Annotated in this window: 10 protein-coding genes; 8 read left to right on the top strand and 2 right to left on the bottom strand. The window is 59.9% G+C overall.

What is annotated here, in order from left to right; all coding sequences use genetic code 11:
* Window positions 1-204 precede the first annotated feature (204 nt).
* A complete protein-coding gene (locus QRN31_RS14525; protein WP_222588735.1) occupies window positions 205-1,179 on the top strand; it encodes a serine/threonine protein kinase in 975 nt (324 codons plus the stop codon).
* Window positions 1,180-1,382: 203 nt separating this feature from the next.
* Complete coding sequence (rarD, locus tag QRN31_RS14530; protein WP_285432670.1) at window positions 1,383-2,270, top strand: EamA family transporter RarD; 888 nt, start codon at window positions 1,383-1,385, stop codon at window positions 2,268-2,270.
* A 215-nt stretch (window positions 2,271-2,485) separates the two neighbouring features.
* Here the strand turns inward: rarD and QRN31_RS14535 are convergent, their stop codons facing one another.
* On the bottom strand, window positions 2,486-3,004 hold the full coding sequence (locus QRN31_RS14535) for a glycine cleavage system transcriptional repressor (RefSeq protein ID WP_285432671.1): 519 nt from the start codon (window positions 3,002-3,004) through the stop codon (window positions 2,486-2,488).
* A 546-nt stretch (window positions 3,005-3,550) separates the two neighbouring features.
* Between QRN31_RS14535 and QRN31_RS14540 the strand changes: the two genes are divergently transcribed.
* Window positions 3,551-5,728, top strand: coding sequence for a malate synthase G (locus QRN31_RS14540; protein WP_285432672.1), 2,178 nt, complete (start codon window positions 3,551-3,553; stop codon window positions 5,726-5,728).
* 58 nt (window positions 5,729-5,786) lie between these two features.
* Here the strand turns inward: QRN31_RS14540 and QRN31_RS14545 are convergent, their stop codons facing one another.
* Entirely contained in the window at window positions 5,787-6,251 is a 465-nt protein-coding gene (locus QRN31_RS14545) for a response regulator (protein WP_285432673.1), read from the bottom strand.
* A 261-nt stretch (window positions 6,252-6,512) separates the two neighbouring features.
* Between QRN31_RS14545 and QRN31_RS14550 the strand changes: the two genes are divergently transcribed.
* The 5 genes from QRN31_RS14550 to QRN31_RS14570 all read left to right on the top strand — a co-directional run bounded on the left by QRN31_RS14550 (window position 6,513) and on the right by QRN31_RS14570 (window position 13,517).
* The gene (locus tag QRN31_RS14550) at window positions 6,513-8,447 is read left to right on the top strand and encodes a putative nucleotidyltransferase substrate binding domain-containing protein (RefSeq protein WP_285432674.1); all 1,935 of its coding nucleotides are present in this window, start codon (window positions 6,513-6,515) and stop codon (window positions 8,445-8,447) included.
* Window positions 8,444-9,151: a 3'-5' exonuclease gene (locus QRN31_RS14555; protein WP_285432675.1), complete on the top strand. Its 708-nt coding sequence runs from the start codon at window positions 8,444-8,446 to the stop codon at window positions 9,149-9,151. Before QRN31_RS14550 ends, QRN31_RS14555 begins: the two co-directional genes overlap by 4 nt.
* 222 nt (window positions 9,152-9,373) lie before the next feature.
* The gene (locus QRN31_RS14560) at window positions 9,374-9,892 is read left to right on the top strand and encodes an RNA polymerase sigma factor (RefSeq protein ID WP_285432676.1); all 519 of its coding nucleotides are present in this window, start codon (window positions 9,374-9,376) and stop codon (window positions 9,890-9,892) included.
* Window positions 9,889-10,860 carry a FecR domain-containing protein gene (locus tag QRN31_RS14565; RefSeq protein WP_285432677.1) on the top strand — a complete coding sequence of 324 codons (972 nt, stop codon included), beginning with the start codon at window positions 9,889-9,891 and terminating at the stop codon, window positions 10,858-10,860. The genes QRN31_RS14560 and QRN31_RS14565 overlap by 4 nt, the downstream gene beginning before the upstream one ends.
* Window positions 10,861-11,090: 230 nt before the next feature.
* Entirely contained in the window at window positions 11,091-13,517 is a 2,427-nt protein-coding gene (locus tag QRN31_RS14570) for a TonB-dependent siderophore receptor (protein WP_285432679.1), read from the top strand.
* Window positions 13,518-13,578 lie beyond the last annotated feature (61 nt).

A 13,578-nucleotide genomic window follows, 5' to 3' on the forward strand; every position in this document is an offset into this window, starting at 1 on the left:
GGACCTCATCGCGGGCAAGCCCGCTCCCACCGGGATCTGCTTTGTGTCACAAATCGTGCGCACAACACAGGCCCGTGTGGGAGCGGGCTTGCCCGCGATGGCGGCAGTCCAAACACCGCACATCTCAACCCACCCCCTAAAGAAGCACCGTCTGCGCTAACATGCTTGGCCGGACGCGGCAGCCTGCTGCGCGCAGGAGTCAGCATGGCCCACCCGTTTGCAACCCTCACCCCAGACCTCGTGCTCGATGCCGTCGAAAGCATCGGCTTTCTTAGCGACGCGCGCATTTTGGCGCTCAACAGCTATGAGAACCGCGTCTATCAAGTCGGCATCGAAGACTCCGAGCCGCTGATCGCCAAGTTTTACCGTCCGCAGCGCTGGACCAACGAAGCGATTCTGGAAGAGCACCAGTTCACCTTCGAACTCGCCGAGTGCGATGTCCCGGTGGTCGCGCCGATGATTCACAACGGCGCCAGCCTTCACGAACACGCCGGTTTCCGCTTCACCCTGTTCCCTCGCCGTGGCGGCCGTGCGCCGGAGCCGGGCAACCTCGATCAGCTGTATCGCCTGGGTCAATTGCTGGGACGACTGCACGCGGTCGGTGCGACCAAACCCTTCGAGCATCGTGAAGCGCTGGGCGTAAAAAACTTCGGTCATGATTCCCTGACCACCTTGCTCGAAGGCAATTTCATCCCAAAAAGCCTGCTACCGGCCTACGAATCGGTGGCCCGCGACCTGCTCAAGCGAGTCGAAGAGGTCTACAAGGCTACGCCGCACCAGAACATCCGCATGCACGGCGACTGCCACCCCGGCAACATGATGTGCCGTGACGAGATGTTCCACATCGTCGACCTCGACGACTGCCGCATGGGCCCGGCGGTACAGGACATCTGGATGATGCTGGCGGGCGATCGTCAGGAATGTCTCGGTCAGTTGTCGGAATTGATGGACGGCTACAACGAGTTTCATGACTTCGACCCGCGCGAATTGGCGCTGATCGAGCCGCTGCGGGCCTTACGCCTGATGCATTACAGCGCCTGGCTCGCACGCCGCTGGGATGACCCGGCGTTCCCGCACAGTTTCCCGTGGTTCGGCAGTGAACGGTATTGGGGCGATCAGGTGTTGGCGTTGCGCGAGCAACTTGCTGCCCTGAATGAAGAACCGCTGAAGCTTTTTTGACACACCGAAAACCCTGTGGGAGCGAGCTTGCTCGCGATGGCGATCTGTCAGTAACTTATTTTTTGTCTGATACACCGCCATCGCGAGCAAGCTCGCTCCCACAGTTTCCAAGTTCACAATTGTCCAACCTGTTCAGGCAGGACATTCGCCGACAAATCTCCTTACAATCCCCCCTTTGTTAGCTGCCTAAGCAAGGATTCTGCATGCAAGCTGCCAACCCGCGTCGCGGGTACATCCTGGGCCTGAGTGCCTACATCATCTGGGGACTTTTCCCGCTCTACTTCAAAGCCATCGCCTCGGTGCCGGCCGTAGAAATCATCATCCACCGCGTGCTCTGGTCCGCGCTGTTCGGCACCTTGTTGCTGATGGTCTGGAAACACCCGGGCTGGTGGCGCGAGCTGCGCGAGAACCCGAAACGCCTGGCGATCCTGGCCCTGAGCGGGACACTGATCGCCGCCAACTGGCTGACTTACGTCTGGTCGGTGAACAACGGACGGATGCTCGAAGCCAGCCTTGGTTACTACATCAACCCGCTGGTGAATGTGCTGCTGGGGATGTTGATTCTCGGCGAACGGCTGCGGCGCATGCAGTGGCTGGCGGTAGCACTCGCCGCCATTGGCGTGGCGCAACAGGTGTGGCAGGTCGGCACTCTGCCGTGGGTGTCACTGGTGTTGGCGCTGACCTTTGGTTTCTACGGATTGATCCGCAAGCAAGCACCGGTCAAGGCATTGCCGGGGCTGGTGGTGGAAACCTGGATGCTGGTGCCGATTGCCATCGCCTGGTTGCTGTTCAATCAGACGGCTACCAGCGCGCAGCCTGAGTTCTGGACTACCTCCCAAGCTTGGTGGCTGGTGGCGGCAGGCCCCGTGACGCTGGTGCCGCTGGTATGTTTCAACGCCGCCGCACGGCATTTGCCCTACACCACGCTGGGATTTCTCCAGTATGTGGCGCCGACATTGGTGCTGCTGCAGGCCGTCTTGCTGTTTGGCGAAAAAATGTCGCCGAGCACCTTGCTGGCGTTCATCTTTATCTGGACCGGCCTGGCGGTTTACAGCGTCGATGCCGTGATCAGCCTGCGCCGCCGCAGCTGATCAGAAAACGTACAAACCTCTACAGGCCACGTCCTCCGTGGCCTGCATCGTTCTTTCCCAAGGTTATCCACAACGTGATCCCCGGCGTTTGTGTGCAACTTATTGAAACTGCTGGTTTTTTGATCAATTCCTGAAGAGCCCCGGCCCGTTTGGCCTGGCGGGCTGTCTCTACAGGTTATCCACAGGCAGGTGCACGTATAACTTGGATAACCTGCTCAAGTTTCGCTACGCAGTACCAACTCCACCATCAGATCGTCGGCCAGAGTTTCCAGACGCGACTGCAACACGTCCAGAGACAAGGTCAGCGGCACGGCGAGAATCGCTTCGGCGTGGAACAGCGGCTCGCTGCTCATCGGCGCCGGGCGGACTTCAGTCACCAGACGCTCCAGGTTCACCCCCTGCTCGCTCAATAGACGCGTAATGTCGCGGACAATCCCCGGACGATCATTGCCCACCAGTTCCATGGCAATCGGTTTCCAGGTGCAGGATTGCTCGATGCTGCTTTCGGCAATCATTACGCGAATGCCTTGGGCTGACAGCGCCTTCAGGGCATCGACCAATTCATCGTAGGCCTCGGCCGGCACGCCCACGCGAAGAATCCCGGCGAACTGGCCGGCCATGCGCGACATGCGGCTCTCCAGCCAGTTGCCGCCGTGCTCGGCAATGCATTGGGCAATGCGCTCGACCTGCCCAGGCTTGTCCGGAGCGAAAACAGTGAGTACGAGGTGATCCATGGAGCAGCCCTCTAGTCATGACTTTTGTTATAGATGACCAAGTATAGGCAAGGGTTGATCCTGCGCTGAGTCCTCGGACATCTTCGCGAGCAGGCTCGCCCCCACAAAGGCCTGCGCGATTCTGTGGGAGCGAGCCTGCTCGCGATTGGAGCGCCACAGATAAACCTGCCGAAAACAAATCGTGTACAAGTTTTTATATTTAACTGGAACAATCCAATAGTTTTTTGAGAACATCCCGTGTCCCGTCGTGACTGCAATGCGTCATGGGGTCGCAGAACGACGTATTTAGTCTAATTTTCACAACCGCAATTCATCATGTAGTATGCCGCAGCGCGCACTACATAACGTTGGATCGATGTCTGCCACAGGCACAGTCGCATCCCTGAAAGCCCTATCAGCAAGGCCTCAAAGCCGTTGATCGGTTCCATCCCAGCCGCCCGAAATGGCATGTACTGGTGGAAGGGGTTTGTGGTTTAAATAGCCCGAGGCTTCATTGTTAATTTGAAGAGCTGAAAAGCGAAATAGCTGAGCAGAGTGAGGCAAGCAATGACTGAACACGTTCAAGTCGGTGGCCTGCAGGTCGCCAAAGTCCTGTTCGACTTCGTGAACAACGAAGCCATTCCCGGTACCGGCCTCACCGCCGATAAGTTCTGGGCCGGTGCCGACAAGGTCATTCATGACCTGGCCCCGAAGAACAAAGCCCTACTCGCCAAACGCGATGATATCCAGGCTCGTATCGATGGCTGGCACCAATCCCGTGCCGGTCAGGCGCACGATGCCGTGGCCTATAAAGCCTTCCTGCAAGACATCGGTTATCTGCTGCCAGAAGCGGCCGATTTCCAGGTCACGACGCAAAACGTCGACGACGAAATCGCCCGCATGGCCGGTCCGCAACTCGTGGTGCCGGTCATGAACGCCCGTTTCGCGCTCAATGCCTCGAACGCCCGCTGGGGTTCGCTGTATGACGCGCTCTACGGCACCGACGCCATCAGCGAAGCCGACGGCGCGGAAAAAGGCAAAGGCTACAACAAGGTCCGTGGTGACAAGGTTATCGCCTTCGCCCGCGCCTTCCTCGACGAAGCGGCGCCCTTGGCGGCCGGCTCCCATGTCGACTCCACCGGCTACAAGATCGTTGACGGCAAACTGGTCGTCGCCCTTAAAGGCGGCAGCAACAGCGGCCTGCGCAACGATGCCCAACTGATCGGTTTCCACGGCGATGCCTCGGCACCGACCGCGATCCTGCTGAAAAACAACGGCCTGCACTTCGAAATCCAGATCGATGCCAGCACCCCGGTCGGCCAGACCGATGCTGCCGGCGTCAAAGACATCCTGATGGAAGCGGCGCTGACCACCATCATGGACTGCGAAGACTCCGTTGCCGCTGTCGATGCCGATGACAAAGTGGTGATCTACCGCAACTGGCTCGGCCTGATGAAAGGCGATCTGTCGGAAGAAGTCTCCAAGGGCGGCCAGACCTTTACCCGCACCATGAACGCCGACCGCACCTACACCGGTGTCGACGGCAAGGAACTGAGCCTGCACGGTCGTTCGCTGCTGTTCGTGCGCAACGTCGGTCACCTGATGACCATCGACGCGATTCTCGATAAAGATGGCAACGAAGTGCCGGAAGGCATTCTCGACGGTCTGGTGACCAGCCTGGCGGCGATTCACAGCCTCAATGGCAACAGCTCGCGCAAGAACAGCCGTACCGGCTCGGTCTATATCGTGAAACCGAAGATGCACGGTCCGGAAGAAGCGGCGTTCACCAACGAGCTGTTCGGTCGCATCGAAGAAGTCCTCGGTCTGCCACGCAACACGCTGAAAGTCGGGATCATGGACGAGGAGCGCCGCACCACGGTCAACCTCAAGGCATGCATCAAGGCCGCGAGCGAGCGCGTGGTATTCATCAACACCGGTTTCCTCGACCGTACGGGCGATGAAATCCACACCTCCATGGAAGCCGGCCCGATGGTGCGCAAGGCCGACATGAAAGCCGAGAAGTGGATCGGTGCCTATGAGAACTGGAACGTCGATATCGGCTTGAGCACCGGCCTGCAAGGTCGCGCCCAGATCGGTAAAGGCATGTGGGCAATGCCCGACCTGATGGCCGCGATGCTCGAACAGAAAATCGCTCACCCGCTGGCCGGCGCCAACACCGCCTGGGTTCCATCGCCAACCGCCGCCGCGCTGCACGCGCTGCATTACCACAAGGTCGACGTGTTCGCGCGTCAGGCCGAACTGGCCAAACGTGCGCGCGCTTCGGTGGACGACATCCTGACCATCCCGCTGGCCGTCAACCCGAACTGGACGCCAGAGCAGATCAAGAACGAACTGGACAACAACGCCCAGGGCATTCTCGGTTACGTGGTGCGCTGGATCGATCAGGGCGTGGGTTGCTCGAAAGTGCCAGACATCAACGACGTCGGCCTGATGGAAGACCGTGCGACGCTGCGTATTTCCAGCCAGCACATCGCCAACTGGCTGCGTCACGGCATCGTCACCGAAGCGCAAGTGATGGAAAGCCTCAAGCGCATGGCGCCGGTGGTTGACCGTCAGAACGCCAATGACGCGCTGTACCGTCCGCTGGCACCGAACTTCGACAGCAACATTGCCTTCCAGGCAGCGGTCGAACTGGTGGTTGAGGGCACCAAACAGCCGAACGGCTACACCGAGCCGGTTCTGCACCGTCGTCGTCGCGAGTTCAAGGCTGCCAATGGCCTGTAACTGAACGCTGACGCCGGACAAAAAAAGGCCCTGATCGCAAGATCAGGGCCTTTTTATTTCAAATCGGGTCCTGCACTTCCATTCCTAATCCCAACTCATGCTTGACCAGCGCCAACAGCTTGCCGGTATCGACAGGTTTGAGCAGGAAGTCGACCACGCTTAAATGCATCGCGGCGATTGCGTCTTTGACGTCAGCGTCACCGGAAACAATGATGAACGGCATGGCCGCCCGAACCGACTCACGAACCTGGCGGATCAGGTCCAGGCCATCTATATGCCCCATGCGCAAGTCAGTGATGACCAGGCCAATCGCTGGTTTCTCGCTCAACATCTTGAGGGCTGCTTCGCCACTTGCTGCCGTCATGCAACGGATGCCATCCAGCGCGAGAATCTCCGAAAGCAACTCCCGCGCGTCCTTATCGTCATCGACGATCAGCACTCGCTGTGGCGGCAAATCGGGTTCCAGCATGACGGCACTCAGCGCCTCGCGCTCGGCGTCACTCAAAATATCGTGGTCGGACATGGCTTTCTCTACGATTTCGATTCAATCCCCTAGCACTTTCGTCAGACATCGCTAAGCAGACCTTCAATGTGCACTTCGTCGGAAACTTTTCCTATAGCCAATGTAGGGGGTTTTTCCCGTATTTGCGTCAGACATTTCCTAACTTCCGACACCCGTACTGCCTACCTAGACTTACGTCCAATGGGCACTCTGCGCGCAGGGGCCGACCATGACGGAGTCACCCCACCACAACAATTCAAAAAAAGACTGCGGTAATAGGTTATGAGTAAAGCGGACGCCTTCACACAGGCAGGGAAAACCGCGGTGTTGCAGAACATCCAGGGCACTTTGCAATTTCTCCAGCGCTTCCCGCCCTTCAATCAGATGGAACACGCTCACCTGGCGTACCTGGTTGAACAATGTCAGCTACGTTTTTATGCCCCGGGCGAAAGCATCATCAAACCCGCCGATGGGCCGGTTGAGCATTTCTACATCGTCAAGCAAGGCCGGGTCGTGGGTGAACGCCCGCACACGGCCAAGGGTGGCACCGAGACCACGTTTGAAATCACCACCGGCGAGTGCTTCCCCCTCGCCGCGCTGCTGGGTGAGCGTGCGACCCGCACCGAACACCTGGCCGCCGAAGACACCTTTTGCCTACAGCTGAACAAGCTGGCGTTCATCAAACTGTTCGCGCTTTCCCACACGTTTCGCGACTTTGCCTTACGCGGCGTCAGCAGCCTGCTCGATCAGATCAACCAGCAGGTTCAACAAAAAGCCGTGGAAACCCTCGGCACTCAATACTCGCTGAACACACGCCTGGGCGAATTGGCCATGCGTCACCCGGTAACCTGTGGTTGCGCCACGCCGTTGCGTGAAGCCGTGACCCTGATGCACGAGCAACAGGTCGGCAGCATCGTGATCGTCGACGAGCATAAAGCGCCGTTGGGCATTTTCACCCTGCGCGACCTGCGTCATGTAGTGGCCGACGGTATCAATGACTTCAACGAGGCCATCGAGCGCCACATGACCCGGGCGCCGTTTTTCCTGACGCCGGACCACAGTGCCTTCGATGCGGCGATCGCCATGACCGAACGGCACATCGCCCACGTCTGTCTGGTGAAAGACCATCGCCTGTGCGGCGTGGTGTCCGAGCGGGATCTGTTTTCCCTGCAACGGGTGGATCTGGTGCACCTGGCGCGGACCATTCGCAGTGCCCAGAAAGTGGAAAACCTGGTGGCGCTGCGCGGCGAGATCGGCCAATTGGTCGAGCGCATGCTGGCGCACGGCGCCTCGTCGACCCAGATCACTCACATCATTACCCTGCTCAACGACCATACGGTTTGCCGGGTGATCGAACTGACCCTCGCGGAGAAAGGCGACCCGGGCGTGCCGTTCAGTTGGCTGTGCTTTGGCAGTGAAGGCCGTCGCGAACAGACGTTACACACCGACCAGGACAACGGCATCCTGTTCGAAGCCCGGGACGCGGCTCACGCGGCGGAGATTCGTGGCAAATTGCTGCCCATCGCCCAGCAGATCAACCAAAGCCTGGCGCTGTGTGGCTTCACGCTGTGCAAAGGCAACATCATGGCCGGCAACCCCGAGTTGTGTTTGTCGCGTGCTGAATGGGCGCGGCGTTTTGCAGCCTTTATCCGCGAGGCAACACCTGAGAACCTGCTGGGATCGAGCATTTATTTCGACCTGCGCGTGGTCTGGGGCGATGAGCAAGGTTGCGAGCAATTGCGCAAAGGGATTCTCGATCAGGTCGCCGACAATCGATTGTTCCAGCGAATGATGGCCGAGAATTCGTTGCGCAACCGGCCGCCGGTAGGACGTTTCCGCGAGTTTGTGCTGGCGCGCAAGAATGGCGAGAAAGCCACGCTGGACTTGAAAGTCCAAGGGCTGACGCCCTTCGTTGATGCCGCCCGATTACTGGCATTGGCCCACGGCATCGAGGCGAACAATACCCTGGAGCGTTTTCGCCAATTGGTCGCCAAGGAAGTCATCGAACGACTGGACGGCGCGGCCTATGAAGAGGCTTACCACTTCATCCAGCAAACCCGTATGCAACAGCATCAGTTGCAAACCCGGGAGAACTTGCCCTACTCCAACCGTGTCGACCCGGACAGCCTCAATCATCTGGACCGACGGATCCTGCGTGAATCCCTGCGCCAGGCTCAACGCCTGCAAAGCAGCCTGGCCCTGCGGTATCAGCTATGAGCCTGTTTTCATGGCTGCGTCCGGCGGGTCCAAGCCTTCCCGGAGAACTTCAGCAACGCCTGCAACGGTTGCCTTCGGCCCGGGAGCTCGGTGAGTGCAGCCTGCGCGAGCAACGCTGGGTGGTGCTGGATCTGGAAACCACCGGGTTGAACCTGAACAAGGATCGCGTGCTGTCCATCGGTGCAGTGGTGATTGAGGACGGCGCGATTGATTTCAGCCAGCAGTTCGAACGCACGCTGCAATGCGCCGACCTGAAACTGGCCCCCAGCGTGTTGATTCATGGCCTGGGGCCCAGCGCGATTGCCGCTGGCAGCGATCCGGCGCAGGCGCTGCTCGATTTCATGGAGTTCGTCGGTGACAGTCCCGTGCTGGCGTTTCATGCGCCGTTCGATCAGCACATGCTCGGACGCGCGCTCAAAGACCATCTGGGCTACAAGTTGCAACATCCGTTTCTGGATGTGGCGGACATCGCACCGCTGCTGTGCCCTCAGGCGCACATTCGCGACGCCGGGCTGGATGACTGGATCGACTGGTTCAAGCTGGAAGTCTTCGAACGCCACAACGCCAGCGCCGATGCACTGGCCACTGCCGAGCTGGCGTTGATTTTGTTCAGCCGGGCGCGGCAGCAGCAGATTCACAGTCCGCTGAATTTGCAGCAGCGGGTGAATCAGTGGAAACGTCGGCAGCGCGCGCCTTCCTTTTAGATTGTCTGTGCCTGTTCCAGCCCCTTCGCGGCAAGCCCGCTCCCACAGGGGAGATTGTGTCGTTCGCCAATTTTGCAATCGACACAACGCGTGGCTTGTCGGATCGCCGCGAAGAACGATAACGCAGTCCACCTGACCAGTGGCCAATTGCTTACCTCCCCCGCCTCTGCCACAATCGCGAATAATTCTCGTTAGTTAATACTTCCCAATCGGTGATGCCGCGTGTCGTCAGTCCAAAGCCCTCAGAGTGAGCTCGTTGGTGCGTTATATCGCGACCATCGCGGTTGGCTCTTGGCCTGGCTACGACGCAACGTGGCCTGTCCGCAACGGGCCGAAGACCTGAGTCAGGACACCTTCGTGCGGTTGCTGGGCCGTGATGGGCTGAAGGAACCTCGCGAACCGCGGGCGTTTCTGGTGGCGATCGCCAAAGGCTTGCTGTTCGACTACTTTCGCCGCGCAGCGCTGGAACAGGCCTACCTCACCGAATTGATGCTGATCCCCGAAGGCGAACAACCGTCGGTGGAAGAACAGCTGTTGATTCTCGAAGACCTGAAAAACATCGACCGCCTGCTCGGCAAACTGTCGAGCAAGGCGCGGGCAGCGTTTCTCTTTAACCGTCTCGACGGCCTCGGCCATGCCGACATCGCCGAACGCCTGGGCGTGTCGGTGCCTCGGGTTCGCCAGTACCTGGCCCAAGGCATTCGTCAGTGCTACATCGCGTTGTACGGTGAACCGGTATGAATCCGGTCAGTTCCAAACCGGTGTCCGCCCATGTGCTGGACGCGGCGATTGCCTGGCAATTGTCCCTCGATTCCGGCAACCCGGTGGAGCGCGAAGAATTTGCCAAATGGCACGCTGCCCACGAAGAACATGCTCGTGCCTGGCACCAACTGGGCATGCTCGACCAGCGTTTCAGCGTCGCCAGCGGCCCGGCCCGCACGGCACTGTTGCAGTCGCGCGAAAGCATTCGCCGCCGGGTTCGCAAACTGGGCAGCGGCGTGGCCAGCCTTGTTGCAGTGATCGGATTGGCGCTATTCGCCGGTGATCGTTTTCTGCCCATCGACTATTGGCTGGCCGACCAACGCACCGCCACCGGCGAGCAACGCACCCTGCGCCTGACTGACGGCACGCTGATCAACCTCAACACCCACAGCGCCATCGACGTGCGCTTCGATGAAAAGCAGCGGCTGATCGTCCTTCAGGATGGGGAAATTCTCGTCGAGACCGGCCATGGCGATGCCCGGCCATTTATCGTCGAGACCCGCGAAGGCAGCCTGCGCGCACTCGGCACTCGCTTCCTCGTCCGGCGCGAAGATGACGGCACGCGATTGAGCGTGCTGCAGTCAGCGGTGGCCGCGCATCCGCAATCAAGTTCCGAAGAGCAGATTCTGCGTGAGGGCCAGCAAGTGTTGATGCGCGGCAATGGCCTGGGGCCGATCACCGCGCTCAACCTCGGTGCCGATGCCTGGACTCGCGGCATGCTGGTGGTGGACAACGCGCGGCTGGAAGACCTGGTGCGTGAACTCGCTCGCTACCGTCGCGGGCATCTGGGGCTGGACCCGGAGATCGCCGACCTGCGAATCACCGGCAGCTTCCCGCTGCACGACACCGACAAGGCCTTGAACGCGCTGCTGCCGACCTTGCCGGTGCAGATCGAACAGCACACGCCGTGGTGGGTGACGGTGGCGAAGGCTGACACCCGGCCCTGAGAGCTGTTGCGCCTGATGATGATCGTTCCCACGCTCTGCGTGGGAATGCATCAATGGACGCTCTGCGTCCGCTTCGGGCTGTGACGCGGAGCGTCACGGGCTGCATTCCCACGCAGAGCGTGGGAACGATCGCTATCTAAATACAAATTATTTTCATCCAGCCCTATCACTTTTGGAATCTCGTGCGGCACCTAGGCAATTGAGAAATATTTCCATTCAGGAGCCGCTGTATGTCCCGTTCGCTCGACACCCTGTTGCGTCCCAGCTTGCTGGCAGTCGCCATTGCCCTTTGTGCCCCTCTGGCCAGCAGCCCTCTGATCGCCGCAGAACAGGCGTCCAGCGTTCGCGCCTACGACCTGCCGGCCGCGCCATTGGCCAGCACCCTGAATCAGATCGCCAGCCAGGCCGGCCTGGCGCTGTCGTTGAATCCATCGCTGGCGGCGGGCAAGACCTCGGCTCCGGTGAAGGGTCAGTTCGACGCCGCCGGCGCGCTGCGTGAAGCCTTGCGTGGCAGCGGTCTGCAACTGGAACAAAGCAGCGCTGGCACCTACAGTTTGGTCGCCATTCCCGAGGGCGTGCTGGCCCTGCCGGAAACCGCCGTCATCGGCGTCGAAAACACCGAAAGTGCCTGGGGTCCGGTGGACGGCTACCTGGCGACCCGCACCGCCGCTGGCACCAAGACCGACACCGCGCTGGTCGAAGCGCCGCGCTCGATTTCGATTGCCACCCGCCAGCAGATGGACGATCGCAACGTACAGAACCTCGATGACGCCGTGCGCTACATGCCCGGCATCGTCGCCAGCAGCTACGGCAGTGACACCCGCGCCGACTGGTTGCGCGTGCGTGGTTTCGAACCGACTCAGTTCCTGGACGGCTTGCCACTGCCCAAAGGCGTGTATGCCAACCCGAAACAGGAAACCTGGAACCTTGAGCGCCTCGCCCTGCTGCGCGGCCCGGCTTCATCGGTGTACGGCCAGACCCCGCCGGGCGGCCTGCTGGACATGGTCAGCCGCCGTCCCACCGCGCAAGACAGCCATGAGATCGAGCTGCAATACGGCAGCGACAACCAGCGCCAGATCAACTTCGCCAGCACCGGCAAGATCGACGACGCAGGCCAGTTTCTCTACAGCCTGAGCGGTGTGGTGCGCGACAGTGGCACGCAGATCGACCACGTCGACAACAAGCGCTACAACATTGCGCCGAGCCTGACCTGGAACATCGACGACGACACCTCGTTCACCCTGCTCACGCAATTCACCCGCGACGATACCGGCATCACCAGCCAGTTCCTGCCGGTGCAAGGGACCAAGATCGATATGCCGTTTGGCAAGGTGTCCCATCACAAGAACCTGGGCGATCCGGATTGGGAATTCTACGACCGCACCTACTACGCGCTGGGTTATGCGTTCGAGCATCGCCTGAACGATGTCTGGCAATTCAGGCAGAACCTGCGTTACACCAAATCGGACCTGTCGTTCCAGGCACTCACCGTCGGCTCTTACCCGTTTACGCAGGTGGATAATCAAGGAAACGTCGGGCGCACCAGCACCACCGTCGACGAAGACATCAGCCAGTTCGCCGTGGATAACAATTTCCAGGCTGACTTTGCCACCGGCGATGTGCGCCACACCCTGCTGCTCGGTCTCGACCACCAACGCAGCAACACCAACTACACCTCGATTTTCGGTGACGGGCTGATCACCAACGTCAACAACCCAATTTATGGCCAGCCAATCGTTCGTCCACCGCGTTCCTCCGCGTTCTACGACTACGACCAAAAAACCCACCAGACGGGCGTGTACGTGCAGGACCAGATGGCCCTCGACCAATGGCGCCTGACCCTCGGCGGCCGTGAGGACTGGGTTCACACCGGCACAACATTCTTCAACAAGGGCGACGCCACCAACACCGAGCGCGACAAGGCCTTCAGCGGCAACGCGGCGATCAGCTATGTGTTTGATTCGGGGTTTGTGCCGTACCTGTCTTATGCCGAATCCTTCCAGCCAACCACCGGCGCCCTGGCCTCGTCCACCGAATCGTTCAAGCCAACCGAAGGCAAGCAGTGGGAACTGGGCGTGAAATATCAGCCACCGGGCAGCAAAACCCTGCTCAGCGCGGCGGTGTATGACCTGACGCAGAAAAACGTTTCCGTCACCACCACCGTCGGCTCCACGCCGATCACCAGCCAGACCGGCGAAGTGAAGGTCAAGGGCCTGGAGCTGGAAGCGGTGTCCGATGTGACCGACAACCTGAAAATCATCGCCGCCTACACCCTGGCCAAGTCCGAAGTGCAAAAAGGCGATTTCAAAGGCAATCGCCTGCAACTGATACCTAACCAGCAAGCGTCGCTGTGGGCCGATTACACCTGGCACAACGGCGTGCTCGACGGCTTTGGCCTCGGTGCCGGCGCCCGCTATACCGGCAACACCTATGGCGACCAGGCCAACACCTTCCTGGGCAAGGCCGACGCCTACACCGTGTTCGACGCCGCGGTTCATTACGACCTCGGTCGTCTGGACAACAGCCTGAAAGGCGCATCGCTGGCCCTCAACGCGACCAACCTGTTGGACAAGGACTACATCTCCACCTGCGACAGTTTTTACTGCTACTACGGCGACCAGCGCAGTGTCGTCGCCAGTGCGACTTACAAGTGGTAATGGCCTGATTTGTCACGCCCAAGACCGAGCCGTCCAACAGGGACGGCTTTGGTATTTCTGA

It is taken from the genome of Pseudomonas sp. fls2-241-R2A-110 (genome assembly GCF_030209165.1).
Taxonomy (GTDB): domain Bacteria; phylum Pseudomonadota; class Gammaproteobacteria; order Pseudomonadales; family Pseudomonadaceae; genus Aquipseudomonas.